This window comes from Streptomyces sp. NBC_00568 (assembly GCF_026341855.1).
Classification (GTDB): Bacteria; Actinomycetota; Actinomycetes; order Streptomycetales; family Streptomycetaceae; genus Streptomyces.
The window spans coordinates 2,128,132-2,153,804 of record NZ_JAPENW010000001.1 but is presented as its reverse complement, the minus strand read 5'-3'; the positions used below and the strand labels follow the sequence as shown (position 1 = coordinate 2,153,804).

Genomic DNA, 25,673 nt, shown 5'->3' with positions numbered 1-25,673 from the left:
GCTCCCGGGAGTGACACACGCGTGACACAGGGGCATCGAACAGGAACGGAAGGCAACACCGATCATGGCTGGACACCAGGCAGAACAGACCATCCACGTGGGCGGCGAGTGGCGCGCGGCGCTCTCCGGCGCGACGCGCGAGATCCTCGACCCCGCCGATGCCGAGCCGTTCGCCGTGGTCGCGGAGGGTGACGAGAAGGACACGGACCTCGCGGTCGCGGCCGCCCGCCGCGCCTTCGACGAGGGCCCCTGGCCGCACACCCCCGTCGCCGACCGCGCCGCCCTGCTGCGCCGCGTCGCCGACCTCCTCGTCCGCGACCGCGAGGAACTCGGCCTGCTGGAGAGCCGGGACGCGGGCAAGACCCTGGAAGAGGGGCGCGTCGACATCGACTGCGTCGCCGACGCCTTCCGCTACTTCGCCGACCTCGTCGTGGGCGAGGGTGGCGGCCGCGTGGTGGACGCCGGATCGTCCGACATCCACAGCGTCGTCGTGCACGAGCCCGTCGGCGTCTGCGCGCTGATCACACCCTGGAACTACCCCCTCCTCCAGGCCAGTTGGAAGATCGCTCCGGCCCTCGCCGCGGGCAACACCTTCGTGGTCAAGCCGAGCGAGATCACCCCGCTGACCACCGTCGCGCTGCTCCGTCTGCTGGCCGAGGCCGGGCTGCCCGCCGGTGTCGCGGGCCTCGTCACGGGCCCCGGCCACACCGTCGGCGCCCGCCTCGCCGAACACCCCGATGTCGATCTCGTGTCCTTCACCGGAGGACTCACCAGCGGTACGAAGGTGGCGCGCGCCGCCGCCGACACGGTCAAGAAGGTCGCGCTCGAACTCGGCGGAAAGAACCCCAACGTCGTCTTCGCCGACGCCTGCGCCACCGAGGAAGGCTTCGACACCGCCGTCGACCAGGCCCTCAACGCCGCCTTCATCCACAGCGGCCAGGTCTGCTCGGCCGGTTCACGGCTCATCGTCGAGGAGTCCGTGCGCGAGCGCTTCGTCGCCGAACTCGCCCGCAGGGCCGGCGCCGTCCGGCTCGGCCGTGGCACCGAGGACGGCGTCGAGTGCGGCCCGCTCGTCTCCGAGCAGCAGCGAGCGAAGACCGAGGAGTACGTCGCCTCCGCCCTGGCCGAGGGCGCGGTGCTGCGCGCCGGCGGAAAGCGGCCCGAGCCGTCCGGTGTCCGTCCCGCCACCGGGTACTTCTACGAGCCGACCGTCCTCGACCAGTGCCACCGCGGCATGCGTGTCGTCCGCGAGGAGGTCTTCGGGCCCGTCCTGACCGTGGAGACCTTCTCCACCGAGGACGAGGCCGTCGCCCTCGCCAACGACACCGAGTACGGCCTCGCGGGCGCCGTCTGGACCGCCGACGCCGGCCGCGCCCGTCGCGTCGCGGGCCGGCTGCGGCACGGCACCGTCTGGATCAACGACTTCCACCCCTACCTCCCGCAGGCGGAGTGGGGCGGCTTCGGCAGGAGCGGTGTCGGACGCGAACTCGGCCCGGCCGGGCTCGCCGAGTACCGCGAGACCAAGCACGTCTACCAGAACCTCGCGCCGAAGCCCGTGCGCTGGTTCGCCGGCTGAGACCGCCCGGCCGGTCCCGCTCGCCGACCCGCGGGTCAACGGCCGTGCGGCGGGCGCCCGTCGGCCACTCCACCTGGGGTGACGACCCCGAGCCGCCGCCCGGCGCGAACCCGTACCCGGCTCCTCTCCGTCCCCCGTCCCCGCGTCGCCCCCTTCCTCCAACCCCCCACCGCACAAGGCACCTTGGAGTACCACTTCATGTCCCAGCACGAGAACACGTACGACTACGTCGTCATCGGCGGCGGCACGGCGGGCTCCGTGATCGCGTCCCGCCTCACCGAGAACCCCGACGTCACCGTCGCCGTCATCGAGGGCGGGCCCAGCGACGTCGGCCGCGACGACGTCCTCACCCTGCGCCGCTGGATGGGCCTGCTCGGCGGGGAACTCGACTACGACTACCCGACCACCGAGCAGCCACGCGGCAACTCGCACATCCGGCACAGCCGCGCCCGGGTGCTCGGCGGCTGCTCGTCGCACAACACGCTGATCGCGTTCAAGCCGCTGCCGTCCGACTGGGACGAGTGGGAGGCGGCCGGTGCCAAGGGCTGGGGCGCTGTGCCGATGGAGGCGTACTACGCGCGGCTCCTCAACAACATCGTCCCGGTCGACGAGAAGGACCGGAACGCCATCGCCCGCGACTTCGTGGACGCCGCGCGGTCCGCGCTCGACGTGCCGCGCGTCGAGGGCTTCAACCGGCAGCCGTTCACCGAGGGCGTCGGCTTCTTCGACCTCGCGTACCACCCGGAGAACAACAAGCGGTCGAGCGCCTCGGTGGCGTACCTGCACCCGGTGATGGACGAGCGCCCCAACCTGACGCTCCTGCTGGAGACCTGGGCGTACAAGCTGGAACTCGACGGGACCCGGGTCACGGGCGTGCACGTCCGCACGAAGGACGGCGACGAGGTGCTCGTGAGCGCGAAGAACGAGGTCCTGCTCTGCGCGGGCGCCGTCGACTCGCCGCGCCTGCTGCTGCACTCCGGCATCGGACCCGCCGGTGACCTGGAGGAGCTGGACATCCCCGTCGTGCACGATCTGCCGGGCGTCGGCGAGAACCTGCTCGACCACCCCGAGTCGGTGATCGTCTGGGAGACGAACGGGCCGATCCCGGAGAACTCCGCGATGGACTCCGACGCGGGTCTGTTCGTACGCCGCGACCCCGAACACCAGGGCCCAGACCTGATGTTCCACTTCTACCAGATCCCCTTCACGGACAACCCGGAGCGCCTCGGCTACGAACGCCCCGCGCACGGCGTCTCGATGACGCCCAACATCCCCAAGCCCCGCAGCCGCGGCCGTCTCTACCTGACCAGCGCCGACCCGGCCGTCAAACCCGCCCTCGACTTCCGGTACTTCACGGACGAGGACGACTACGACGGCCGTACCCTCGTCGACGGCATCAAGATCGCCCGCGAGATAGCCCAGGCCGAGCCGCTCGCCGGCTGGCTCAAGCGCGAGGTGTGCCCCGGCCCCGGCATCACGGACGACGAGGAACTCAGCGCGTACGCACGCCAGGTCGCGCACACCGTGTACCACCCGGCGGGCACCTGCCGGATGGGCGAGCTCTCGGACGAACTCGCGGTGGTGGACCCCGAGCTGCGCGTCCGCGGCCTCGACGGCATCCGGATCGCCGACGCCTCCGTCTTCCCGACCATGCCCGCCGTGAATCCGATGATCGGGGTGCTCATGGTCGGCGAGAAGGCCGCTGATCTGATCGGGGGCGGTGCGTGATGAGTACGACCACCGACGGGAACGACATGTCCGCCATGCCTGACGGCACGACGTCCGCCACGGACGACAGCACGATGGCCGCCACGCCCGACGGCACGGTGACCGGCGCCCGTGCGGCTGCCGGTTCGGCAACCGCCGTGCCCGGCAAGGGAAATGAGTCCGACCACAGAACTGAGTCCGGCATGGAGACCGAGTCCGACGACAGAACTGAGTCCGGCATGGAGACCGAGTCCGACGACAGAACTGAGTCCGGCATGGAGACCGAGTCCGGCAACGGAACCGAGTCCGGCATGGAGACCGAGCCTGTCTTCTCCGTGCGCAACCTGTGGAAGGTCTTCGGTCCGAAGGCCGACCGGGTCCCCGGTGACCCGGAACTCGCCGCGCTCGACGCCGCCGAGCTCCGCGCCGCCACCGGCTGCACCGCCGCCGTCCGCGACGTCAGCTTCGACGTGCGCAAGGGCGAGGTCTTCGTCGTCATGGGCCTGTCCGGCTCCGGCAAGTCCACGCTGGTGCGCTGTCTCACCCGGCTGATCGAGCCCACCTCGGGCCGCCTCGCGATCGACGGCGAGGACGTCATCGCGATGGACAAGGTCCGGCTGCGCGAACTGCGCCGCCACCGCGCCGCCATGGTCTTCCAGCACTTCGGTCTGCTGCCGCACCGCTCGGTGCTCGACAACGTCGCCTACGGCCTGGAGATCCAGGGCATCTCGCGTGAGGAACGCCGGGCGAGGGCCGCCGAGGTCGTCGCCAAGGTCGGCCTGGAGGGCATGGAGCAGCGCAGGCCCGGACAGCTGTCCGGCGGTCAGCAGCAGCGTGTCGGGCTGGCCCGCGCGCTCGCCGTCGACCCCGAGGTCCTGCTCTTCGACGAGCCGTTCAGCGCGCTCGACCCGATGATCCGGCGCGACATGCAGGAGGAGGTCGTGCGGCTGCACCGCGAGGAGGGCCGCACGATGGTCTTCATCACCCACGACCTGACCGAGGCACTGCGCCTCGGTGACCGCATCGCCCTGATGCGCGACGGCCGGATCGTCCAACTCGGCACCCCCGAGGAGATCGTCGGCTCCCCGGCCGACGACTACGTCCGCGAGTTCGTCCGTGACGTGCCCCGCGAGCAGGTCATGACCGTGCGCACGGCCATGCGGGCCGGGGACTGCGGCGGACCGGGCCACCCCGGTGCGCTCGCCCCCGACACCGTGGTCGCCGACGCCATCAAGGCCGTCTCCGGCAGCGGGCGGGCCGCCTGCGTGGTCCAGGACGGCCGCTGCCTCGGCGTCGTCGACCACGAGCGGCTGCTCGCCGTCGTCGCCGGATCGGACCTGACCGCCGGCCAGGACGCAAGGACCGGGGCGGACCCACGCGCCGGGGCGGACCCGCGGAAGGAGGCGGTGTGATGGCCGCGGTCACCGCATCCGTTCCCCGCAGCGTCCTGCCCGCCCGCCTCCGGCACCCCGCCGTCGGCAAGCTCCTGCTGCTCGCCGTCGTCGCCGCGGTGCTCGTGCCGCTCGCCGACGCCCGCTGGGCCGGCGGCAGTTGGCCGCACGCCCTCACCGTCGACCTGACCGAACCGCTCGGCAAGGCCAGCGACTGGATCATCGACAACCGCGACAGCCACCCGCTGTTCCTGTACTTCTTCGGCTACGTCAGCAACGCCGTCGTCCTCTCCGTGCGCGGCGTCTATCTGCTGCTGCTCGCGGCAGGCTGGGCCGGAGTGACCGCCGTGGCCGCGCTCGTGGCCTGGCGCGCGGCAGGCGTGCGTCTCGCCCTCGGCACCGGCGCCGCGTTCCTCGCCTGCGGACTGCTCGGCATGTGGGTGCCCACCATGCAGACCCTCGCGGTCATGGTGGTCGCCGTGCTCGCCTCCGTCGTGCTGGGCGCCCTGCTCGGCCTCGCCGCCGGGCTCTCCGACCGCACCCACCGCGCGCTGCGCCCCGTCCTCGACACCATGCAGGTGCTCCCGGCCTTCGCGTACCTGCTGCCGGTCGTGCTGGTCTTCGGCATCGGCGTGCCCGCGGCCGTGCTCGCCACCGTCGTCTACGCCGCCCCGCCGATGGCCCGCCTCACCGCGCTCGGCCTGCGCGACGCGGACGCAGGCGTGATGGAGGCGGTCACCTCCCTCGGCGCCACGGCCCGCCAGCGCCTGCTCACCGCCCGCCTCCCGCTGGCCCGCAACGAACTCCTCCTCGGCCTCAACCAGACGATCATGATGGCGCTGTCCATGGCCGTCATCGCCTCCGTGATCGGCGCCGGCGGTCTCGGCGACCGCGTCTACCAGGCCCTCGCCTCCGTCGACGTGGGCGCCGCCCTCTCCGCGGGCATCCCGATCGTGCTCCTCGCCGTCGTCCTCGACCGCGTCACGGGCGCGGCGGGCGAACGCCTCGGCGAGGCCCGTACGAGCACCCCCTGGCTGTACGGGGCGGTCGCCGCGGTGGCTGTCGCGGTCGCCGGACGTCTCGCCGGCCGGCTGGACTGGCCCGATGCGTGGGTCGTCGGCATCGCCGAGCCGGTGAACAGCGCCGTCGACTGGATGACCGACCACCTGTACTCGGGCGTCCCCTACATCGGCGGCACCGCCGACTGGGCGGGCCACTTCACCACCTGGGTCCTCGACCCCGTCCGGGACGGCCTGCAGTGGCTGCCCTGGTGGTCGGTGCTGCTGATCGTCGCCGCCCTGGCCTGGCTGATCGGCACCTGGCGCACCGCGCTCACCGCCGTCCTCGCGATGGCCGCGATCGGCGTGCTAGGCGTGTGGAAGCCGTCCCTCGACACGCTGTCGCAGGTCCTCGCGGCCGTCGCCGTGACCCTCGTGATCGGCTTCGCCGTCGGCATCGCGGCCGCCCGCAGTGAACGCTTCGAGCGGCTGCTCCGGCCCGTCCTCGACGTCTTCCAGACCATGCCGCAGTTCGTGTATCTCATCCCCGTGGTCGCGCTGTTCGGCGTCGGCCGCGCACCCGCCGTCGCCGCCGCCGTGGTGTACGCGCTGCCCGCCGTCGTCCGCATCACCACCCAGGGCCTGCGCGCCGTCGACCCGGCGGCCCTGGAGGCCGCCCGCTCCCTCGGCGCGACCCCCGCGCAGCAACTGCGCCAGGTCCAGCTGCCGCTGGCCCGCCCGGCACTGCAACTCGCCGTCAACCAGGGCGTCGTCCTGGTCCTGGCCGTCGTCATCATCGGCGGTCTGGTCGGCGGTGGCGCGCTCGGCTACGACGTCGTGTTCGGCCTCGCCCAGGGCGACCTGGCCACCGGTCTGGTGGCGGGCGCCGCGATCGTCTGCCTCGGCCTGATGCTCGACCGGGTGACCCAGCCGACCGAACGCCGCGTGAGGAAGGGAGCCTGACATGCGACTCCGTACGACATCCACGGCGGTGGCCGGGGCATCGGCCCTGCTGCTGCTCACCGGCTGCGGCGCCGCCGACATGACCAAGCAGGCCTCGCCCTTCGCGAACGCCCAGGGCGCGAAGACCGTGACCCTGTCCGTGCAGTCCTGGGTCGGCGCCCAGGCCAACGTGGGCGTGGCGCAGTACCTGCTCGAACACGAGCTGGGCTACCGCGTCGACACCGTCCAGGTCGACGAGGTGCCCGCCTGGGACGCGCTCAGCCAGGGCCGCGTCGACGCGATCCTGGAGGACTGGGGCCACCCCGACCAGGAGAAGCGCTACGTCGACGACAAGAAGACGATCGCGCCCGGCGGCGACCTGGGAGTGACCGGGCACATCGGCTGGTACGTCCCGACGTACTTCGCCAAGCAGCACCCCGACGTCACGGACTGGAAGAACCTCGACAAGTACGCCGACCGGATGCGCACCCCCGAGAGCGGCGGCAAGGGACAGCTCCTCGACGGCTCCCCGTCGTACGTCACCAACGACAAGGCCCTGGTGACCAACCTGAAGCTGAACTACCAGGTGGTGTTCGCCGGTTCGGAAGCCGCGCAGATCACGCAGATGAAGCAGTTCGCGAAGGAGAAGAAGCCCTTCCTCACGTACTGGTACTCCCCGCAGTGGCTCTTCGAGAAGGTCCCCATGACCGAGGTGAAGCTGCCCGCCTACAAGGAGGGCTGCGACGCCGACGCGGCGAAGGTCGCCTGCGCCTACCCGCACACCCCGCTGCAGAAGTACCTCAACGCCGACTTCGCGAAGACCGGCGGCAAGGCGGCCGCCTTCCTGAAGAACTTCAAGTGGACCACCGAGGACCAGAACGAGGTCTCCTTGATGATCGCCAACGACAGGCTGACGGCTCAGGAGGCGGCGAAGAAGTGGGTCGACCGCCACGCGTCGACCTGGCGGACGTGGCTTCCGAGCTAGCCGCCGTACGTGGGGGTGGGGCGGGTGCCGGCAGCAGCGGCACCCGCCCCGCTGCTGCAGCGGCACCCGCCCCGCTGCTGCAGCGGCACCCGCCCCGCGGCCTACCTCAGCTTCGCCGCGATGTCCCCCAGCGCCTCGGCCGCCCGGCGCTGCAGCCCGGGTCCGAACGTGATCCGCGTGGCCCCGAGTTCACCCAGTTGGCCGGCCGGCACCCCGTCGAGCCCGGCGAACACGTTCACCGGCCCGCGGATGCCGGACCGCAGCAGCGGGAGCACGTCGGTCGGCGCCCCGATCGGATACACGCAGTCCGCCCCCGCGGCGACGTAGAGCGCGGCCCGCTCGATGACCTGACCGGGGTCTCCGTCCCCGTGCACGAAGACATCGACACGGGCGTTGACGAAGAGCAGGTCCGCCGCCACGCTCCGCACCTCGGCCAGCCAGTCGGCGTGCCGGGCCGCGTCCTTGAGGACCCCGCCCTCGGAGTCCTCGAGGTTGCATCCGACGGCGCCCGCCTCCAGCAACCGTTCCACCAGCTCCCCGGGCGCCAGCCCGTAGCCGTCCTCGACATCCGCCGACACCGGCACGTCGACCGCCCGGACGATCCGCGCGACGGCGGCGAACATCTCGTCGGCGGGCGTCTCCCCGTCCGCGTACCCGAGCGAGGCGGCGACCCCGGCACTCGGCGTGGCGAGCGCGGGGAACCCCGCGTCCACGAAGACCCGGGCGCTCGCGGCGTCCCACGGCCCGGGCAGCACCAGCGGATCGCCCGGCACGCGCCCGTGGTGCAGCGCCCCGAACGTCTCGGCCTTGGTCACCATCGCGTACTCCCCTCCGGGTCGCGCCGGGCCGTCACTTGTACTGGCCCGCCTGGTAGTGGCCGGGCACCATGCGGCAGGTCACGCCGAACCGGTTCCAGGCGTTGATCACGGTGATCGCGGCGATCAGCTGGGCCAGGTCGGTCTCCTCGAAATGCCGGGCCGCGCGCTCGTACACGTCGTCCGGCACGAACCTGTCCGTGAGCACGGTGACGGCCTCGGTCAGCTCGATCGCCGCGATCTCCTTCTCCGTGTAGAAGTGCCGCGACTCCTCCCAGGCGCCGAGCTGCACGATCCGCTCCACGCTCTCACCCGCCGCGAGCGCGTCCTTGGTGTGCATGTCGAGGCAGAACGCGCAGTGGTTGAGCTGCGAGGCGCGGATCTTCACCAGCTCCAGGAGCACGGGGTCCACCCCGCGCCGGGCCGCCGCGTCGAGCCTGACCATCGCCTTGTAGACGTCGGGGGCGAGTTTGGCCCACTCCAGTCGGGGGGCGTGCTCGGGCGCGTACCGCGCGGTCCCGCCTTCGTTCGTGTCGTTCGTGTCGTTCGTGTCGGTTGTCGTGGCGTTCTGCGTGGTCGTGTCCTGCGTCGTCATGAGATCGACCCTACGAGGGGAGTAGCCCAGGAGTATGGTCCATTTCCATGGCAAGAACATGGGCCACTCTCGGCGTCGACCTTCATGTCGAGCCGACCGGATCCGGCGTCCGCAAGGGGCTGACGGAGGCGCTGCGCGAGGCGGTACGCAGCGGCCGGCTGGCCCCCGGAACCCGGCTGCCGTCCTCCCGCTCGCTCGCCACCGACCTGGGCATCGCCCGCAACACGGTCGCCGACGCCTACGCCGACCTCGTCGCCGAGGGCTGGCTCACCGCGCGCCAGGGCTCGGGCACCCGGGTAGCCGAGCGGACCGTCGTACGACCGGCGCGGGAGGCCGCCCCACGCCGCCGCGAACAGGGCGGTCCGGCCTACGACCTCGTCCCCGGCCGCCCCGACCTCGCGTCCTTCCCGCGCACCGCCTGGCTCAAGGCGGCCCGCCGCGCCCTGACCGGCGCACCGCACGACGCCCTCGGCTACGGCGATCCACGCGGCCGTCCCGAACTGCGCAGCGCCCTCGCGGGCTACCTCTCCCGCGCCCGGGGCGTACGCGCCGACCCGGACCGCATCGTGATCTGCTCCGGCTTCTCGGACGGCCTGACGCTGCTCGGCACGGTCCTGCGGCAGCGGGGTCTGCGTTCCATCGCCGTGGAGTCGTACGGCCTGGACGTGCACTGGAACCTCCTGCACCGGTCGGGCCTGCGCACGACCCCCCTGCCGTTCGACGAACTCGGCACCGACACAAGCCGGATGACGGGCGTACGAGCCGTCCTGCTCACCCCCGCCCACCAGTTCCCGATGGGCGTGCCGCTGCACCCGGACCGCCGGGCCGCCGTCGTCGGCTGGGCCCGCCGCACCGGGGGGCTCGTCCTCGAGGACGACTACGACGGCGAGTTCCGCTACGACCGCCAGCCCGTCGGCGCGTTGCAGGGCCTGGACCCCGAGCACGTGGTCTATCTGGGCACCGCGAGCAAGTCCCTGGCGCCCGGGCTGCGCCTGGGCTGGCTGGTCCTGCCGCCGTCCCTCGCGGACGAGGTCGTCTCGCTGAAGGGGGAGGGCGGTTGGTCCACCGGCGCGCTGGACCAGCTCACCCTGGCGGAGTTCATCACCTCGGGCGCCTACGACCGCCATGTGCGTGCCGCCCGGCTGCGCTACCGGCGCCGCCGGGACGCACTCGTCGCCGCGCTCGCCGCCCGCGCCCCCGCCGTGCACGCCACCGGCATCGCCGCGGGGCTGCACGCCGTGCTGCGACTTCCGCCGGGCACCGAGCAGTCGGTCGTCCAGGCCGCCGTCTGGCAGGGCCTCGCGGTCCACGGCCTCTCCCGCCACCGCCACCCCGACGCCTCCGCCCCGCCCCAGGACGCCCTTGTCGTCGGCTACGGCACACCGCCGGACCACGCCTGGTCCGGCGCACTGGACGCGCTGTGCCGCGCGCTTCCCTGAAACGGGGGACCTGATCCCGATACGGGGTTCCGTCGAGGGCCGGGCCTCACTCCGCCGGGTCCTCGGCGAGCACGACCCTCTCCCGGGGACTTCCCGCTCCGGAGATGCGGCTCCGCTCGATCCACCGGATCCCGACAAGGGTCCCGTGGATGGCCGGGCCTACTCCGCCGGGTCCTGGGCGAGTACGACCCACCCCCCGGGACTTCCCGCTCCGGAGATGCGCTCCGTTCGATCCACCCCCGGGAGCGCGCCTACGCGGCCCTCGCACGCCTCCCGCGCGCCCACGCGGCCCTCTCACGCCTCCCGCGCTTCCTCCGCGTCCGCCGGCGCCTCCGCCGACGTCTCCGGCGCCTCACCGAACCGGGCCAGTGCCAAGGCCCCCGCCACGGCCACCGCGAAACCGAGAACCGCCAGCCAGGTCAGCCCCTCGCGGGTACGGTCGCCCAGCCACACCACCCCCACCAGCGCGGGCCCGATGGTCTCCCCGATGACCAGCCCGGCGGTGGCCGTCGTCACCGAACCCCGCTGCAGGGCCGTGGTGAGCAGCAGGAACGCCGCCCCGCCACCGATCAGCAGCGCGTACGTCGCCGGATTGGCCAGCAGCGTTCCCGGATCGAGGTCCTCGATCAGCCGCACGGCCACCTCGACCACGCCGAACCCGAACCCGGCCCCGAGTCCCAGCGCGAGCGCCCGCCCCCGGTCGGGCAGCCGCCCGCCGAGAAGCCCCAGCACCAGGACGGCCACGGACGTCCCCAGCACCGCGTACTTCAACGCCAGGGACCCCGTCCGGTCCCCCTCCGCCCCGGACGCCAGCCCGAGCATCGCGAGCCCGGCGCACACCACCGCCACCGCGCCCCACTCGACCCGGCTCAGCCGCACATGGAGCAGCCGCGAGGCCACCACCGCGGTCACGGCCAGGCTCGCGGCGAGGGCCGCGCCCACGGCGTAGATCGGAAGCGACCGCAGCGCGATGATCTGCAGCAGGAACCCGACGCCGTCGAGGCCCAGTCCCGCCAGATAGCGCCACTGCCGCAGCGCCCGCAGCAGCAGTGCCGCCGCGCCACCGGCCCCGCCGCCCGTCCCGTCCTCGCCCGCCGCCCGCGCGGCCATCGCCTGCAGAACCGTCGCCGTACCGAAACAGACCGAGGCGCCAAGGGCGCAGATCATTCCAAAGAGCACGAAGCGACTGTAGGGGACGGTGCTTCTCGGGGGGCCCTCGCGGAGGGGCCGTGCGCGATCCCTAGTCTGTTCCTCTTCAACCAAAACGTGATCTGCACAGAACAAACGGGGGAACGGACATGGCGGACGTACGACGCCAACTGCGCTCGGGCACGGTCGTCCTGGGCGGCATGGGCCTCCTCGCGGCGGCGCTCACCGCCTGCTCCTCGGACCCCGACAAGCGCTGCGTCGACCGCGACAGCTACAACCTCGGCAAGGGCTACAAGGTCGTCGCCGACGAGAACTGCAAGTCCACCAAGACCTCGTCCAACGGCGTCTGGTACTACGGCGGCAACAAGAAGAGCAGCTGGATCGACGGCGGCTCCTTCACCAAGCCCGGCGGCTCCGGCGGTTCGGGCGGCGGCGTCCACCGCGGCGGCTTCGGCGGCGGCAAGGGCGGCTCCGGCGGCTGACCGGCGGGCGCGTCGTCCTCCCCCGCCCCAGGGGCCGAACCCGGCGCGTCCGCCGTGTACGCAACGGCTCCGCCCCGCGCAACGGCCCCACCCCACCCGCCGAACAGAGAACCGACGCACCCATGGAACGCCGCACCATCGCCCCCCGCCCCGGCTGGCAGCAGACCGTCGAGGAGCAGGGACTCGTCTACCCGCTCACCCGCTACCCCGACGACTCCCTGCGCCCCTACTGGGACGAGAGCGCCTACTACGCCTTCTCCCTTCCCGAGGTGGAGGCGCTGGAGGAGGTCGTCGAGGAGCTGCACGGCATGTGCCTCGCGGCGGCCGGTCACATCGTCGAGCGAGGACGCTTCGCCGACCTCGGCATCGACGATCCGCGGGTCGCGGCGGCCGTCGCCGAGGCCTGGCACCGGCGCGCCGAACTCCCGTCCGTCTACGGCCGTTTCGACCTGTGCTACGACGGCACGGGCCCGGCGAAACTCCTCGAGTACAACGCCGACACGCCGACCTCGCTGGTCGAGGCCGCGAGCCCGCAGTGGTTCTGGATGGAGGACCGCTTCCCCGGCGCCGACCAGTGGAACTCCCTGCACGAGCGCCTCGTCGCCGCCTGGAAGAAGCAGGGTGCCCTCCTTCCGCCGGGAAGCCCCCTCTACTTCGCGCACTCCGCCGCCGACGAGCTCGGTGAGGACCTGATGACGGTCGCCTACCTGAAGGAGACCGCGGAACAGGCCGGCCTCGACACCGACTGGATCTCCATGGAGGAGATCGGCTGGGACCCCCTCTCCGGCCGCTTCGTCGACAACCGGCTCGGCTTCATCCGCAGCTGCTTCAAGCTCTACCCCTGGGAGTGGCTCACCTCCGACGACTTCGCCGGCCACGTCCTGGACACCCTCGACAACGGCGGCGGCACCGGAACGACCCTGTGGATCGAGCCCGCGTGGAAGATGCTCCTCTCCAACAAGGCCCTCCTCGCCATCCTCTGGGAGCTCTACCCGGAGCACCCGAACCTGCTCCCCGCCTACCTCGACGGCCCCCGCGAGCTGGCCCGGACGAACGGCTACGTCGCCAAGCCCCTCCTCGGCCGCGAGGGCGCCGGTGTGACGATCCACGAACCCGGCGCCGCCCCCGTCGTACGCGAAGAGGCCTGCTGCTACCAGGAGCTGGCACCGCTCCCGTCCTTCGACGGCAACCGTGTCGTCCTCGGCGCCTGGGTCGTCGAGGACGAGTCGGCGGGCCTCGGCATCCGGGAGTCGTCGGGCCCGATCACGGACGAGTACGCCCGCTTCCTGCCCCACGTGATCCTCTAGCCGCCGGCCCGGTGCGACGGGCCCCGTCCCTACGCCCCCAGCACGGCCCGCAGCTGGGCAAGTCCCCAGTCCAGGTCCTCCTTGCCGATGACCAGGGGCGGGGCGATCCGGACGGTGACGCCATGGGTGTCCTTGACGAGGACACCCCGGTCCATCAGCTTCTCGGAGATCTCCCGGCCCGTGCCGTGCTCCGGGGCGATGTCGACGCCCGCCCACAGGCCGCGTCCGCGCACCGCGGTGACATGACCCGAGTCCTTCAACGCGCCCAGCTCATGGTGCAGATGCTCACCCAGCTCGGCCGCCCGCCGCTGGTACTCGCCCGACCTCAGCATCGCGATCACCTCCAGCGCCACCGCGCAGGCCAGCGGATTCCCCCCGAACGTCGATCCGTGCTCCCCGGGCCGGAACACCCCCAGCACCTCCGCGCTCGACACCACCGCCGACACGGGCACCACCCCGCCGCCGAGCGCCTTCCCGAGGACGTACATGTCCGGCACCACGCCCTCGTGCTCGCACGCGAACGTCCGTCCGGTCCGCCCCAGCCCCGACTGGATCTCGTCCGCGACGAACAGCACATCGCGCTCCAGCGTCAGCTCCCGCACGGCCGGCAGATAACCGGCCGGCGGCACGAGCACGCCCGCCTCTCCCTGGATCGGTTCGAGCAGTACGGCCACCGTGTTCTCCGTGACCGCCCCCCGCAGCGCCGTCAGGTCCCCGTACGGCACGATCTCGAATCCCGGCGTGTACGGGCCGAAGTCCGCCCGCGCCTCCGGGTCCGTCGAGAAGCTGATGACCGTCGTCGTGCGCCCGTGGAAGTTGTTGCCCGCGACCACGATCTTCGCCATCTCCGCGGGGACGCCCTTGACCCGGTACCCCCACTTCCGGGCCGTCTTCACCGCTGTCTCCACCGCCTCCGCGCCGGTGTTCATCGGCAGCACCATCTCCATGCCGCACAGCGACGCCAGCTCTCGGCAGAAGTCCGCGAACCGGTCGTGGTGGAACGCCCGCGACGTCAGCGTCACCCGGTCCATCTGGGCTTTCGCCGCCTCGATCAGCCGCCGGTTGCCGTGACCGAAATTCAGTGCCGAGTATCCGGCCAGCATGTCGAGGAAGCGGCGCCCCTCGACATCCGTCATCCAGGCCCCGTCCGCCGTCGCCACGACGACCGGCAGCGGGTGGTAGTTGTGCGCGCTGTGCGCGTCGGCCGAGGCGATGAGGGCCTCCGTCGTCTCCTTGGCATCCATGGCGGTCACGGGATCTCCGTTCTCTGACGAGCGGCGCGGGGAGCGGCGCGGTCCTCCCCGGCACGCCGCACGGCGCGTTCTCCCCGGGCGCTGGCACGTGATGCCCGCTCGGGGACGGGCTTGTGGCCCTTTCCTATCGTCGCTCGCATGGTGGACCGGGGACCCCGGTGATCCGGCGCGCCCGGTAGGCTGACCGGCGGGGCCGTGACTGGCGCGCTGGGATGGGACCGACCATCGGGGAGCGGCACCCACGCTGTGACTTCCCGGGGGCGACCCCGGACCTCGGAACGGAGAAACAGGCCGCCCCGAGGGACCCGGAAGTGTCCGGGCGAGGAGTCGTGGCAACCGAGTGCCGTGCGCCTGGGCCGACCCGTGAACGCTGAACGCCACGTCCGGAGGCCGTCATGCCAGAGCCCCTTTCCACCGAGTCCACCGCCTTCCGCAGCGCCCTCGACGTGATCCGGGCCGTGGAGCCCCGCGTCGCCGACGCCATCGGCCAGGAAATCGCCGACCAGCGCGACATGCTCAAACTGATCGCCTCCGAGAACTACGCCTCCCCGGCCACCCTCCTGGCGATGGGCAACTGGTTCAGCGACAAGTACGCCGAGGGCACCATCGGCCGCCGCTTCTACGCCGGCTGCCGCAACGTGGACACCGTCGAGGCCCTCGCCTCGGAGCACGCCCGCGAACTGTTCGGCGCCGAGCACGCCTACGCCCAGCCGCACTCCGGCATCGACGCCAACCTCGTCGCCTTCTGGGCCGTTCTCGCGGCCCGCGTCGAGGCCCCGGCACTCGCCAAGGCCGGCGTCCGCAACGTCAACGACCTCTCCGAGGCCGACTGGGCCGAACTGCGCCAGGCCTTCGGCAACCAGCGCATGCTCGGCATGTCCCTGGACGCAGGCGGCCACCTCACCCACGGCTTCCGCCCGAACATCTCAGGAAAGATGTTCGACCAGCGCTCCTACGGCACCGACCCCGCCACCGGCCTCATCGACTACGAGGCCCTGCGCACCTCCGCCCGTGAGTTCAAGCCCCTGATCATCGTCGCCGGTTACTCCGCCTACCCCCGCCTGGTGAACTTCCGCATCATGCGGGAGATCGCCGACGAGGTCGGCGCCACCCTGATGGTCGACATGGCCCACTTCGCCGGCCTGGTCGCGGGCAAGGTGCTCACCGGTGACTTCGACCCGGTCCCGCACGCCCAGATCGTCACCACCACCACGCACAAGTCGCTCCGCGGCCCGCGCGGCGGCATGGTCCTGTGCGACGAGACCCTCGCCGAGCAGGTCGACCGCGGCTGTCCGATGGTGCTCGGTGGCCCCCTTCCCCACGTCATGGCCGCCAAGGCCGTCGCGCTCGCCGAGGCCCGCCGCCCCGAGTTCCGCGACTACGCCCAGGCCGTCGTCGACAACTCCCGCGCCCTCGCCGAGGGCCTGATGCGCCGCGGAGCCACCCTGGTCACCGGCGGTACCGACAACCACCTCAACCTCATCGACGTCGCCTCCTCCTACGGTCTGACCGGCCGTCAGGCCGAGTCCGCCCTGCTCGACTCGGGCATCGTCACCAACCGCAACGCCATCCCGGCCGACCCCAACGGCGCGTGGTACACCTCCGGCATCCGCATCGGCACCCCCGCGCTGACCACCCGTGGTCTCGGTCTGACCGAGATGGACGAGATCGCCGGTCTGATCGACCGTGTCCTCACCGCGACCGAGGCCGGCACCACCGCCAAGGGCTCCCCTTCCAAGGCCCAGCACGTCCTGGACGCGAAGATCTCCGACGAGATCTCCCACCGGGCCACCGACCTGCTCGCCGGCTTCCCGCTCTACCCGGAGATCGACCTCGGCTGACGCACGGGCCTGGTCTGACCGACCCGGGGTCTGACCGGCCCGAGGCCGGACCGGCCCCGGGCCGGCGGGCCCGAGGCACTCGGCCGTCCGGTCCTCACAAGTCGATCAGCTCCTGTCGTGGCTCCCGCGGCGGTCCCGCGTCCTCGCGCCGGGCCGCCGCGCGGCGTATGAACCACGGAACGCCGACGCCGAGAGCCAGGCCCACCGCGAGTCCGGGCAGCACCCACCGTGCCCGCTCCACCGCATCCGGTGCCGCCACGGCGGCCACCGCCGCGGGCCGGGAACCGAACAGCTTCCCCTCCTCCGCCAGTTGCCCGAACACCGCGCTCGGCGCCCGATGCCAGCGGATGTCGTCGTCCACCACGTCGGGCGAGGGATCCGAACGCACCCACGGCGTTCCGTCCGGCGCGAGGAACACCTGGTCCTGGCGCTCGACGGCGACATCGCCGCCGGGCGCCCGACTGGTCTGCGGCCAGCCCCCGACACCGGTCAGCCCCCAGATCACGGTGACCCGCACCTCGGGAAATCGGCCGTGCGTCCACGCTTCGGGCACCCTCTCGGTCCCCGTGTACCGGGGCGACAGCAGCCGCCACAGCCGTCCGAAGTCCCGCTCCTCGGCGTGCAGCGTGGTCGTCCGTCCCGTGTCACCGGCGATCACCAGGGCCATGTCCGGGCTGTCGCCCTTCCCGAGCTCCCAGGCACCCGCCGAGGCAGGGGCCTGTGCTGCGCCGAGCGCGGCCAATGCCATGGACACGAGTAACAGGACCCGCACCCCGTTCCTGATCCGTTCGACCCGGCCCCTCATAGGTCCCCCTCGTCCGACCGGTACCTCACACGTCCCGCAGCTCCTGTCGAGGCTCCCCCTTGTGAGGCCGTCGTATCCGGGCCAGCACGGCCCCGGCCGCCGCCCCGGGTATCGCCCACCACCAGTCGGTGCCGTCGCCGGTCGCGGCGGCGGTCCTCGTGCGGGACCGAGCGGTGGACGTGAATGTGGACGTGGACGTGGACGTGGGCGTGGGCGACGGACCGGCACTCGTGCCCTCCGGTGTCTGCCAGGGACCCGGGCGGATTCCTCCGGCGCCCTGCGCCTTCGGCCTGCCCAGGATTCCCAGCTTCTTGAGCAGCGTCCGCACCTCGGCCGGCTGCCGGGCCTTGTGCCAGTAGCTGTTCATGGTCGTCATGTCGGTCGTGGTGTTGATCCAGACGTCCTCGCTCCACGAAGCGTCCGGATAGACGCGGTCCACCCGCCAGGGCGACACGTCATGGGCCATCCACGTCACATTGAGCTGGTGTCCGTCGGCCGCGCCGAGCCCCGGCAGCTCCACCTCGCGGCTGTCCGAGTCCGCCCCGCCCAGAAGCCGCATCAACTCGCCGTACTCCTCGTCCGAGTGGTACAGCGCGGCGCTCTCCGCGCTCTCCGGCGAGACCAGCAGCACACTCGTCGGTCCGCCGGCCAGGGCGGACGGTGCCGCCAGCAGCACGACCGCCAGAGCCGATACCAACACCCCTGTAGTAGTGAGCAGTTCACGAAGTCTGCGCATGGAACCCCCGAACCGGCCGGCCGATCGACGTGCGGTCCGCCCGCACGTCGTCTGTCACATCTGGTACACCGCCCGACCGGCCGGGGTTCCCACCCGACGCCCACGAATTCCGAGCCGTGCCGGAGACGGCGAACCCGGCTACTTCAGCGACCTGGCGATCTCCAGTGCCCGGGTCCTCGAGGCCACTCCCTCCAGCCGGAGCGTCACGTCGCCGTCGTGCATCCACAGGAGCGTGGGCCCGGCGGTCCGCTCGGAGCGGGTGAAGCGGCCGCCGTCCGCGCCGACGAGCCAGAAGCTCAGGAGATGCGGCTTCGGGAACCACAGCGCCGGATCGCCGAACTCCTCGTCGCCGTCCAGCCGCAGCCACTGCGGCGGCTCCCGGACCGTCTTGGTGAAGCCGATGTCCAGCCGCGCCGGATACGCGTCGATCCGGACCGTGTGCCCGTGCTCGCGCCAGCACAGGCTCATCAGCAGCCGTCCTCCCGGCTCGGGCGTCACGGTGATCGCGTCCGGAGCGCCGAGGGCGTCGGGCACGAGAGGCTCGAACCCCGCCCGCCGCCCGGCCTGCTCCAACGTCAGCGAGGGCCCGGGGCAGCCCGGCACCCGGGCTCCGGCCGAGGGCACCGCCGACGGGTCGTAGCGCACCTCGACCCCGCCGAAGCCGAACCAGTCGACGACCGCCGCCCGCACCGGGGGCGTGAGCACGAGGACCGCCAGCACTCCGCACAGGCCCGCGGTGAGGGCCCGCCGGCGGGCCCGCGTCCAGCGGCGCACCGCGCGCAGCCGCTCGCGGGGCCCCGGAGTCCCGGGCGGCGGCAGCGGGATCCCCTCCCGCCGCCCGGAAGGCGCGGGCGGTACCCCCATCGCGAGTATGTCCTCCAGCACCCGCTCGACCATCGACTCGTCGCCGTCGGCCCCCGGGCGGTCCAGCGACCGCCCGAGCGCCCGCAGCTCGTCCGGCAGCCGGGAGACGTCCGCACGGGCTCGCCGTGCCCGCTCGCGGCCGGACTCCGCGCCGCCGGCGCCTCCGTCCTCGTACGACTCACTCATGCTCGTCACCCCCTTCCCGAGGCTCCCGAGGTTCGAACGCGGGCAGCAGCCGGCCCAGCTTGCGCAGGGCGCGGTTGAGCCGGGACTTCACCGTGCCGCGCGGCCAGCCCAGGGCCTGGGCCGTCTCCGGTTCGTCCATCTCCAGGAGATAGCGGTAGGTGACGACGAGGCGGTGGTCCTCGCTCAGCTGCTCCAGAGCCGCCAGCAGCGCGGAGCGCCGCTCCGACTCCAGCGCCGCGACCGCCGGGTCCGCCGATTCCGGTATCAGCGGCGCCGCCTCCGCCAGCGCCGCCTCCCGGCCGGCCAGCGTCCGCTGACGCACCGCCGTCCGCACTGTGTTCCTCGTCTCATTGGCGACGATCGACAGCAGCCAGGGCTTGAACGCCGAGCCGTCCCGGAAGCGCCCCAGCGAGCAGTACGCCTTGATGAAGGCCTGCTGCACCACGTCCTCCGCGTCCGCGCCCGCTCCGAGCGCCCTGGCCGCCCTGATCGCGATGCCCGTGTGGGCACGGACCAGCTCCGCGTACGCCTCCGGCTCCCCGGCGCGTACCCGTGCGATCACCACGGCCTCGTCGACGACGATGCGGCCCCCCTCCCGCGTCCTCACACTCTTGCTACACCGCCCGCGGCCCATCGGTTCCCACCCGCGGCACATCTGTTTCCGGCCAGTTCCGGAGCGGGCCCCTGTACCTGAGAGAATGGTGAACATGGCCTCTGACAGTCCTCGCGTGCTCTCCGGAATCCAGCCCACGGCAGGCTCGTTCCACCTCGGCAACTACCTCGGCGCCGTCCGTCAGTGGGTGGCTCTCCAGGAGTCACACGACGCGTTCTACATGGTCGTCGACCTGCACGCGATCACGATTCCGCAGGACCCCGCGGACCTGCGTGCCAACACCCGGCTCGCCGCCGCGCAGCTGCTCGCCGCCGGTCTCGACCCGGAGCGGTGCACGCTCTTCGTCCAGAGCCATGTCCCCGAGCACGCGCAGCTCGCCTGGATCATGAACTGCCTCACCGGTTTCGGCGAGGCCTCCCGCATGACCCAGTTCAAGGACAAGTCGGCCAAGCAGGGCGCCGACCGCGCGAGCGTCGGCCTCTTCACGTACCCGATCCTCCAGGTCGCGGACATCCTGCTGTACCAGGCCAACGAGGTCCCGGTCGGTGAGGACCAGCGCCAGCACATCGAGCTCACGCGCGACCTCGCCGAGCGTTTCAACGGCCGCTTCGGCGAGACGTTCACGATCCCCAAGCCGTACATCCTCAAGGAGACGGCGAAGATCTTCGATCTCCAGGACCCGTCGATCAAGATGAGCAAGTCGGCGTCGACGCCGAAGGGACTCATCAATCTCCTCGACGAGCCGAAGGTGACCGCCAAGAAGGTCAAGAGCGCGGTCACCGACACGGACACGGTCATCAGGTATGACACGGAGGGGAAACCGGGTATCAGCAATCTGCTGACCATCTACTCGACCCTCACCGGGGCCGGAATCGGGGAACTGGAGCAGAAGTACACCGGCAAGGGCTACGGTGCGCTGAAAACGGACCTCGCGGAGGTCATGACCGACTTCGTGACGCCGTTCCGGGAGCGCACCCAGCAGTATCTGGACGACCCGGAGACCCTCGACGCGATCCTGGCCAAGGGCGCCGAGAAGGCCCGTGCCGTCGCCGCGGAGACGCTCTCCCAGGCCTACGACAACGTCGGATTCCTGCCCGCCAAACACTGACGTCCGGGGCCGCCACCGTACCCGCGGCCGTCCGGCCGCCCCGCGGTGGCGGCACGGCCCCCTACCACAGCCCCCTCGGCAGTCTGTACGAGACGAGCGCGACACCCGTACGGCCGCCGATTGCGGGCGATACCGCCGTACAGTCGATAGCCGGGCAGGCCGAACAACCGCCCCTGCCCGCGCAGCACCACCGCACAGCCCGGACATCGAACAACGACAGGAGACGACGTGGGGACCGTAACGATCGGCGTGTCGATCGCGGTCCCGGAGCCTCACGGCAGCCTGCTCCAGGAGCGGCGCGCGGGCTTCGGCGACCCCGCGGCTTCCGGCATCCCCACGCACGTCACCCTGCTGCCGCCGACCGAGGTGGACGCCACGGCGCTGCCCGCGATCGAGGCGCACCTCGTCGAGGTCGCGGCCGCCGGGCGCCCCTTCCCGATGCGGCTGTCCGGCACGGGCACCTTCCGCCCCCTGTCGCCCGTCGTGTACGTACGGGTGGCCGACGGCGCGGAGGCGTGCACCTGGCTGCAGAAGCAGGTCCGGGACGCCTCGGGGCCCGTCGCCCGGGAGCTGCAGTTCCCGTACCACCCGCACGTCACCGTGGCCCACGGCATCGAGGACGAGGCGATGGACCGCGCCTTCGAGGCGCTCTCCGGATACGAGGCCCAGTGGCCCTGCACCGGATTCGCCCTCTACGAGCAGGGCGCCGACGGCGTGTGGCGCAAGCTCCGCGAGTTCGTCTTCGGCGGCGCCGTCGTACCCCCGCAGGCATGCGCCCCCGAGCGGGACACCACACTCCCGGCCCTCTAGGACGACCGGCCGTACGGCCCGGACCGGGCCCGTGCACCCCGGCCCCGCCTCCGTGCTCGCGACCGGCCGCGGGACTCAGATCGGCAGCCGCCGGAACACCGCTCGCGGCGCGTGCCGCAGCGCCGACATGACCATCCGGAGCGCCCCCGGCACCCACACCGTCTCGGAACGCCGCCTCAGCCCCAGCTCGATCGCCGCGGCCACCGCCTCCGGAGTGGTCGACAGCGGCACCTCCGCCAGATGGGCCGTCATCCGCGTAGTGACGAACCCGGGGCGTACGACCATGACGTGCACGCCCGTGCCGTACAGGGCGTCGCCCAGACCCTGCGCGAAGGCGTCCAGACCGGCCTTGCTGGACCCGTAGATGAAGTTCGAGCGGCGGGCGCGTTCGCCCGCGACCGAGGACAGCACCACCAGGGAGCCGTGCCCCTGCGTCTGCAGCGCCCGCGCGCACACCAGACCGGACGACACCGCGCCCGTGTAGTTGGTCTGCGCGACCCGCACCGCCGCGACCGGCTCCTTCTCGTCCACCGCTTGGTCGCCGAGCACCCCGAAGGCCATCAGCACCATGTCGATGTCGCCCTCGGTGAAGACCTTGCCGAGCACGGCCTCGTGGGACTCGGGATCGAGGGCGTCGAAGGCGACGGTACGGGCGTCCGCGCCGAGCCGGCGCAGCTGCTCGGCGGCCTCCTCCAGGGCGGGCGTCGGCCGTCCGGCGAGCCACACCGTGCGGGTGCGCCGGGTGATGAGCCGGCGCGCGGTGGCCAGCGCGATCTCTGACGTGCCGCCGAGGATCAGCAGGGACTGGGGGATACCGAAAGCGTCCTTCATGACAGCTCCTTGAGACGAGGGAACGAAGACGGGCGGCCGGGAGCGCCGGGCTACAGGCCCAGGCGGCGGGACAGGTCGGAGGTGAAGACTCCTCGTGGGTCCAACTCCTGCCGCAGGGCCCGGAACGCGCCGAGCCGCGGATACATCGCGGCCAGCAGTTCGGGCCGCAGCCGCGCGTCCTTGGCGAGGTACACGCGCCCTCCGGCGTCCGCCACCTCCTCGTCCAGCTCGTCGAGGAAGGCGCCGAGGCCGGGCAGGTTCGCCGGGATGTCCAGGGCGAGGGTCCAGCCGGGCACGGGGAAGGACAGCCAGCCCGGATCGCCCTCCCCGAAGCGCTTCAGGACGGCGAGGAAGGAGGGGCAGCGGCGTTCGGAGATGCGCCGCACGATCCGGCGCAGGGTCTCCTCCCGCCCGTGTCCGACGACGAACTGGTACTGGACGAAGCCGCCGCGCCCGTAGACACGGTTCCAGTGGGGAACCCCGTCGAGGGGGTGGAAGAAGGCCGGGATCCGCTGGAGCTCACCGGTCCGCGCGCGGGGCGCCTTCCGGTACCAGAGCTCGTTGAAGAGGCCCACCGTCGTCCGTCCGAGGAGCCCTTCCGGTACGAAGGCGGGGGCGGCCGGCAGTTGCGAGGTGCGGAACGCCAGCGGGTGTCTGCGCGCGCGTGGGGGCAGCGAGTCCAGCGGCGCGTGATCGCCGCGGGTCAGGACCGAGCGTCCCGTCCGCGCCCCGCGCGCGAGGAGATCGATCCAGGCGACCGAGTAGCGGTAGCGGTGGTCGGTGGCGGTGAGGCGGGCCATCAGGTCGTCCAGGTCCACCGCGCGTTCGGTGTCGACGGACATCAGGGCGGTCTCCACCGGCTGGAGGCGGACGGTCGCCGTGAGGATCACACCGGTCAGGCCCATGCCCCCCGCCGTGGCGTCGAAGAGGGGGGTGCCGCTCCCGACCGTCCGGATCTCGCCGTCCGCGGTCAGCAGTTCGAAGGAGAGGACGTGCCGGGCGAAGGAGCCCGACACGTGGTGGTTCTTGCCGTGGATGTCCGCGCCGATCGCGCCGCCCACGGTCACATAGCGGGTCCCCGGTGTCACGGGCACGAACCAGCCGAGGGGGAGCAGGACTTGCATGAGCCGGTGCAGGGACACCCCCGCGTCGCACAGGACCGTGCCGCCGCCCACGTCGATGGCGTGGATCCGGTCCAGGCCCGTCATGTCGAGCACCGCCCCGCCCGCGTTCTGCGCTGCGTCGCCGTACGCCCGCCCGAGCCCGCGGGCGATCCCTCCCCGTGCCCCGCACTCCCGGACGGCGGCCGCCGCCTCCTCGTAGGTGCGCGGGCGGACCAGACGGGCGGCGGTCGGGGCGGTGCGGCCCCAACCCGTGACGGAGACGGTGTCGGCAGGCATGACCGTGACCGTAGCGCCGGTAAGGGTGCACAACGGGGCAATCTAACCGGCCCTCACGGGTCCTCACCGAAATGGGTGATTAATGGGATGTCGTCCTAGATTGCCGTAGTTCTGTGACCGCTCCCTAGAAGAGTGGGACCACATGGACGACCTTGACGACCGTGACGACGTGGATCGGCGGCTTGACGACCATGGCCACCGCGGTGACATGGACCGACGGCCAGACGAACGTGACCACCATGGCGACATGGACCGCCGGCTCGACGACCATGACGATCACGACGACATGGACCGGCAGCCCGACGGCATGGACCGCCGGCTCGACGACGTGGACCGTCGGCTGCTGTCCGCGTTCCACGCGTACGGCGGGGACCCACGCGTCGCGGCCGTCGCGCGCGCCCTGTCCTGGAGCGGGGAGCACGGAGCTCTCTGGCTCGCCGCGGGGCTCGCGGGGGCGGCCGTCGACCGGGAGCGGCGCGGCGCGTGGTTGCGTGCGACGGCGCTCACCGCCACCGCGCACCTCGCGAGCATGGGCGTGAAACGGATCGTGCGCCGCCCGCGTCCCGCGCACGTCACGCCCCTGGTGCGCACGGCCGGGCGGCACTCCTTCCCCAGCTCGCACGCCACCTCCGCGGCCGCCGCGGCGGTCGCCTACGGCACGCTCGGCGCGTACGCCGTTCCGCCGCTCGCCGCCGCGATGTGCGTCTCGCGGCTCGTCGTCGGGGTCCACTACCCCACGGATGTCGCCGCCGGCGCGGCCCTGGGCGCCGCGGCGGCCGGACTGGGCGCTCGTTGGATCGGGGCCGGCCATGGCTGAGCGCACGGCGCTCCTGGAGCGCATCCCGGCCGCCGCCCCGCCGCCGAGGAGCCTGACCGGCCTCGTCCGGGGCCTCGTCAGGACCGCACGCCCCCGGCAGTGGGTGAAGAACGTGCTCGTCGTGGCCGCCCCGGCCGCCGCGGGCCAGCTCTTCTCCCGGCACGCGCTCGGCCAACTGGCGCTCGTCTTCGCCTTGTTCACGGCCTGCGCCGCCGCGGTGTACCTGATCAACGACGCCCGGGACGCCGTCGCCGACCGGGCCCACCCGGTGAAGCGGCACCGCCCGGTCGCCGCGGGCCAGGTCCCCGTCCCGGTCGCGTACGCCGTCGGGGGCACCCTCGCGGTCCTCGCTCCCGCCGTCGCCGCCTGGTTCTGCTCACCGGCCGTCTGCGCGCTGCTGACCGCGTACATCGGCATGCAGCTGGCCTACTGCGTCAGCCTGAAGCATGTGCTCGTGGTGGACCTCGTCGTCGTCACGACCGGGTTCCTGATGCGGGCGATGATCGGCGGGCTGGCCCTCGGTATCCCGCTCTCGCGCTGGTTCCTGATCACCACCGGCTTCGGGGCGCTCTTCATGGTCTCGGCGAAGCGGTACTCCGAAGCCGTGCAGATGGCGGGGAAGGCGGGTGCCACCCGCGCGTTGCTCACCGAGTACACGACGGGCTACCTGCGCTTCGTCTGGCAGCTGGCCGCCGGGGTCTCCGTCCTCGGCTACTGCCTGTGGGCCCTGGAGGAGGGCGGAGTACCGAGCGCCGGAGTGCTGCCGTGGCGTCAGCTGTCGATGGTCGCCTTCATCCTGGCCGTCCTGCGCTACGCCGTCTTCGCGGACCGGGGCACGGCGGGCGAGCCGGAGGACGTGGTCCTGCGGGACCGCGCGCTCGCCCTCATCGGACTGGTGTGGCTGGCGATGTACGGGCTCGCGGTGGCGAACTGGTGAGCGTCACCGAGGACCGGCCCGGCTCCGGCCTCCCTGTCGCCGGAGGTGCGGCCGTCGCGGTGCCGTCCGCCCCGCGTACCGCCGTC

General features: G+C 72.3%; 23 protein-coding genes. 13 read left to right on the top strand and 10 right to left on the bottom strand.

All coding sequences use genetic code 11. The annotated features are described in order from the left end of the window. Window positions 1-64 precede the first annotated feature (64 nt). The 5 genes from OOK38_RS09200 to OOK38_RS09180 all read left to right on the top strand — a co-directional run bounded on the left by OOK38_RS09200 (window position 65) and on the right by OOK38_RS09180 (window position 7,599). The gene (locus tag OOK38_RS09200; RefSeq protein WP_266848326.1) at window positions 65-1,576 is read left to right on the top strand and encodes an aldehyde dehydrogenase family protein; all 1,512 of its coding nucleotides are present in this window, start codon (window positions 65-67) and stop codon (window positions 1,574-1,576) included. Window positions 1,577-1,774: 198 nt separating this feature from the next. Next, window positions 1,775-3,304, top strand: coding sequence for a GMC family oxidoreductase (locus OOK38_RS09195; protein ID WP_266761924.1), 1,530 nt, complete (start codon window positions 1,775-1,777; stop codon window positions 3,302-3,304). Window positions 3,305-3,558: 254 nt separating this feature from the next. Further along, window positions 3,559-4,695, top strand: coding sequence for a glycine betaine/L-proline ABC transporter ATP-binding protein (locus tag OOK38_RS09190; protein WP_266765813.1), 1,137 nt, complete (start codon window positions 3,559-3,561; stop codon window positions 4,693-4,695). Then, window positions 4,695-6,635 carry a proline/glycine betaine ABC transporter permease gene (locus tag OOK38_RS09185; RefSeq protein WP_266761926.1) on the top strand — a complete coding sequence of 647 codons (1,941 nt, stop codon included), beginning with the start codon at window positions 4,695-4,697 and terminating at the stop codon, window positions 6,633-6,635. Before OOK38_RS09190 ends, OOK38_RS09185 begins: the two co-directional genes overlap by 1 nt. A 1-nt stretch (window position 6,636) precedes the next feature. After that, entirely contained in the window at window positions 6,637-7,599 is a 963-nt protein-coding gene (locus OOK38_RS09180) for an ABC transporter substrate-binding protein (protein ID WP_266761927.1), read from the top strand. Between the two features lie 101 nt (window positions 7,600-7,700). Here the strand turns inward: OOK38_RS09180 and OOK38_RS09175 are convergent, their stop codons facing one another. Further along, window positions 7,701-8,417, bottom strand: a complete 717-nt coding sequence (locus OOK38_RS09175; RefSeq protein ID WP_266761929.1) for an isocitrate lyase/phosphoenolpyruvate mutase family protein — start codon at window positions 8,415-8,417, stop codon at window positions 7,701-7,703. Between the two features lie 31 nt (window positions 8,418-8,448). Beyond that, window positions 8,449-9,009, bottom strand: coding sequence for a carboxymuconolactone decarboxylase family protein (locus OOK38_RS09170; protein ID WP_266761931.1), 561 nt, complete (start codon window positions 9,007-9,009; stop codon window positions 8,449-8,451). A 47-nt stretch (window positions 9,010-9,056) separates the two neighbouring features. On the opposite strand from OOK38_RS09170, the gene OOK38_RS09165 reads away from it, so the two are divergent. Further along, window positions 9,057-10,448 (top strand): PLP-dependent aminotransferase family protein, encoded by a 1,392-nt coding sequence (locus tag OOK38_RS09165; RefSeq protein ID WP_266761932.1) that lies wholly within the window; start codon window positions 9,057-9,059, stop codon window positions 10,446-10,448. Window positions 10,449-10,742: 294 nt separating this feature from the next. Here OOK38_RS09165 and OOK38_RS09160 read toward each other — a convergent pair whose 3' ends face one another. Continuing rightward, window positions 10,743-11,615: a hypothetical protein gene (locus OOK38_RS09160; protein ID WP_266765814.1), complete on the bottom strand. Its 873-nt coding sequence runs from the start codon at window positions 11,613-11,615 to the stop codon at window positions 10,743-10,745. A 131-nt stretch (window positions 11,616-11,746) separates the two neighbouring features. Between OOK38_RS09160 and OOK38_RS09155 the strand changes: the two genes are divergently transcribed. Both OOK38_RS09155 and OOK38_RS09150 read left to right on the top strand, forming a co-directional pair. After that, window positions 11,747-12,079, top strand: coding sequence for a hypothetical protein (locus tag OOK38_RS09155; RefSeq protein WP_266761933.1), 333 nt, complete (start codon window positions 11,747-11,749; stop codon window positions 12,077-12,079). Between the two features lie 122 nt (window positions 12,080-12,201). Continuing rightward, a complete protein-coding gene (locus tag OOK38_RS09150) occupies window positions 12,202-13,386 on the top strand; it encodes a glutathionylspermidine synthase family protein (RefSeq protein WP_266761935.1) in 1,185 nt (394 codons plus the stop codon). A 29-nt stretch (window positions 13,387-13,415) separates the two neighbouring features. On the opposite strand, the gene rocD is transcribed toward OOK38_RS09150, so the two are convergent. Beyond that, window positions 13,416-14,630: an ornithine--oxo-acid transaminase gene (gene rocD, locus OOK38_RS09145; RefSeq protein ID WP_266765815.1), complete on the bottom strand. Its 1,215-nt coding sequence runs from the start codon at window positions 14,628-14,630 to the stop codon at window positions 13,416-13,418. Window positions 14,631-15,034: 404 nt separating this feature from the next. On the opposite strand from rocD, the gene OOK38_RS09140 reads away from it, so the two are divergent. Then, complete coding sequence (locus OOK38_RS09140; protein ID WP_266761937.1) at window positions 15,035-16,480, top strand: glycine hydroxymethyltransferase; 1,446 nt, start codon at window positions 15,035-15,037, stop codon at window positions 16,478-16,480. A gap of 94 nt (window positions 16,481-16,574) precedes the next feature. Here OOK38_RS09140 and OOK38_RS09135 read toward each other — a convergent pair whose 3' ends face one another. The 4 genes from OOK38_RS09135 to OOK38_RS09120 all read right to left on the bottom strand — a co-directional run bounded on the left by OOK38_RS09135 (window position 16,575) and on the right by OOK38_RS09120 (window position 19,633). Then, a complete protein-coding gene (locus tag OOK38_RS09135; protein ID WP_266761939.1) occupies window positions 16,575-17,228 on the bottom strand; it encodes a hypothetical protein in 654 nt (217 codons plus the stop codon). 82 nt (window positions 17,229-17,310) lie between these two features. Continuing rightward, a complete protein-coding gene (locus OOK38_RS09130) occupies window positions 17,311-18,021 on the bottom strand; it encodes a hypothetical protein (RefSeq protein ID WP_266761941.1) in 711 nt (236 codons plus the stop codon). 138 nt (window positions 18,022-18,159) lie between these two features. Continuing rightward, window positions 18,160-19,071: a hypothetical protein gene (locus OOK38_RS09125; protein ID WP_266761943.1), complete on the bottom strand. Its 912-nt coding sequence runs from the start codon at window positions 19,069-19,071 to the stop codon at window positions 18,160-18,162. Further along, a complete protein-coding gene (locus tag OOK38_RS09120) occupies window positions 19,064-19,633 on the bottom strand; it encodes an RNA polymerase sigma factor (RefSeq protein WP_151470312.1) in 570 nt (189 codons plus the stop codon). The genes OOK38_RS09125 and OOK38_RS09120 overlap by 8 nt, the downstream gene beginning before the upstream one ends. A 145-nt stretch (window positions 19,634-19,778) precedes the next feature. Here OOK38_RS09120 and trpS point away from each other — a divergent pair, with 145 nt between their 5' ends. Together trpS and OOK38_RS09110 are read left to right on the top strand one after the other, a co-directional pair. Beyond that, complete coding sequence (trpS, locus tag OOK38_RS09115) at window positions 19,779-20,792, top strand: tryptophan--tRNA ligase (RefSeq protein WP_266761945.1); 1,014 nt, start codon at window positions 19,779-19,781, stop codon at window positions 20,790-20,792. Window positions 20,793-21,020: 228 nt separating this feature from the next. Then, a complete protein-coding gene (locus OOK38_RS09110) occupies window positions 21,021-21,602 on the top strand; it encodes a 2'-5' RNA ligase family protein (protein ID WP_266761947.1) in 582 nt (193 codons plus the stop codon). Window positions 21,603-21,677: 75 nt separating this feature from the next. Here the strand turns inward: OOK38_RS09110 and OOK38_RS09105 are convergent, their stop codons facing one another. Together OOK38_RS09105 and OOK38_RS09100 are read right to left on the bottom strand one after the other, a co-directional pair. Next, a complete protein-coding gene (locus OOK38_RS09105) occupies window positions 21,678-22,433 on the bottom strand; it encodes a decaprenylphospho-beta-D-erythro-pentofuranosid-2-ulose 2-reductase (RefSeq protein WP_266761949.1) in 756 nt (251 codons plus the stop codon). A 50-nt stretch (window positions 22,434-22,483) separates the two neighbouring features. Beyond that, complete coding sequence (locus OOK38_RS09100; protein WP_266761951.1) at window positions 22,484-23,833, bottom strand: FAD-binding oxidoreductase; 1,350 nt, start codon at window positions 23,831-23,833, stop codon at window positions 22,484-22,486. A gap of 307 nt (window positions 23,834-24,140) precedes the next feature. On the opposite strand from OOK38_RS09100, the gene OOK38_RS09095 reads away from it, so the two are divergent. Together OOK38_RS09095 and OOK38_RS09090 are read left to right on the top strand one after the other, a co-directional pair. Then, window positions 24,141-24,650 carry a phosphatase PAP2 family protein gene (locus OOK38_RS09095; protein WP_266765816.1) on the top strand — a complete coding sequence of 170 codons (510 nt, stop codon included), beginning with the start codon at window positions 24,141-24,143 and terminating at the stop codon, window positions 24,648-24,650. After that, the gene (locus OOK38_RS09090; RefSeq protein ID WP_266761953.1) at window positions 24,643-25,587 is read left to right on the top strand and encodes a decaprenyl-phosphate phosphoribosyltransferase; all 945 of its coding nucleotides are present in this window, start codon (window positions 24,643-24,645) and stop codon (window positions 25,585-25,587) included. Before OOK38_RS09095 ends, OOK38_RS09090 begins: the two co-directional genes overlap by 8 nt. The last annotated feature ends 86 nt before the right edge of the window (window positions 25,588-25,673 follow it).

Excerpts from the sequence above, each read along its gene's own strand:
- OOK38_RS09155 (WP_266761933.1), top strand. The coding sequence starts at position 11,747 with ATGGCGGACGTACGACGCCAACTGCGCTCGGGCACGGTCGTCCTGGGC.
- OOK38_RS09100 (WP_266761951.1), bottom strand. The coding sequence starts at position 23,833 with ATGCCTGCCGACACCGTCTCCGTCACGGGTTGGGGCCGCACCGCCCCG.
- OOK38_RS09200 (WP_266848326.1), top strand. The coding sequence starts at position 65 with ATGGCTGGACACCAGGCAGAACAGACCATCCACGTGGGCGGCGAGTGG.
- trpS (WP_266761945.1), top strand. The coding sequence starts at position 19,779 with ATGGCCTCTGACAGTCCTCGCGTGCTCTCCGGAATCCAGCCCACGGCA.
- OOK38_RS09150 (WP_266761935.1), top strand. The coding sequence starts at position 12,202 with ATGGAACGCCGCACCATCGCCCCCCGCCCCGGCTGGCAGCAGACCGTC.
- OOK38_RS09170 (WP_266761931.1), bottom strand. The coding sequence starts at position 9,009 with ATGACGACGCAGGACACGACCACGCAGAACGCCACGACAACCGACACG.
- OOK38_RS09190 (WP_266765813.1), top strand. The coding sequence starts at position 3,559 with ATGGAGACCGAGTCCGGCAACGGAACCGAGTCCGGCATGGAGACCGAG.
- OOK38_RS09180 (WP_266761927.1), top strand. The coding sequence starts at position 6,637 with ATGCGACTCCGTACGACATCCACGGCGGTGGCCGGGGCATCGGCCCTG.
- OOK38_RS09140 (WP_266761937.1), top strand. The coding sequence starts at position 15,035 with ATGCCAGAGCCCCTTTCCACCGAGTCCACCGCCTTCCGCAGCGCCCTC.
- OOK38_RS09195 (WP_266761924.1), top strand. The coding sequence starts at position 1,775 with ATGTCCCAGCACGAGAACACGTACGACTACGTCGTCATCGGCGGCGGC.
- OOK38_RS09130 (WP_266761941.1), bottom strand. The coding sequence starts at position 18,021 with ATGCGCAGACTTCGTGAACTGCTCACTACTACAGGGGTGTTGGTATCG.
- OOK38_RS09090 (WP_266761953.1), top strand. The coding sequence starts at position 24,643 with ATGGCTGAGCGCACGGCGCTCCTGGAGCGCATCCCGGCCGCCGCCCCG.
- OOK38_RS09165 (WP_266761932.1), top strand. The coding sequence starts at position 9,057 with ATGGCAAGAACATGGGCCACTCTCGGCGTCGACCTTCATGTCGAGCCG.
- OOK38_RS09160 (WP_266765814.1), bottom strand. The coding sequence starts at position 11,615 with ATGATCTGCGCCCTTGGCGCCTCGGTCTGTTTCGGTACGGCGACGGTT.
- rocD (WP_266765815.1), bottom strand. The coding sequence starts at position 14,630 with ATGGATGCCAAGGAGACGACGGAGGCCCTCATCGCCTCGGCCGACGCG.
- OOK38_RS09095 (WP_266765816.1), top strand. The coding sequence starts at position 24,141 with ATGGACCGCCGGCTCGACGACGTGGACCGTCGGCTGCTGTCCGCGTTC.
- OOK38_RS09135 (WP_266761939.1), bottom strand. The coding sequence starts at position 17,228 with ATGGCATTGGCCGCGCTCGGCGCAGCACAGGCCCCTGCCTCGGCGGGT.
- OOK38_RS09105 (WP_266761949.1), bottom strand. The coding sequence starts at position 22,433 with ATGAAGGACGCTTTCGGTATCCCCCAGTCCCTGCTGATCCTCGGCGGC.
- OOK38_RS09125 (WP_266761943.1), bottom strand. The coding sequence starts at position 19,071 with ATGAGTGAGTCGTACGAGGACGGAGGCGCCGGCGGCGCGGAGTCCGGC.
- OOK38_RS09175 (WP_266761929.1), bottom strand. The coding sequence starts at position 8,417 with ATGGTGACCAAGGCCGAGACGTTCGGGGCGCTGCACCACGGGCGCGTG.
- OOK38_RS09185 (WP_266761926.1), top strand. The coding sequence starts at position 4,695 with ATGGCCGCGGTCACCGCATCCGTTCCCCGCAGCGTCCTGCCCGCCCGC.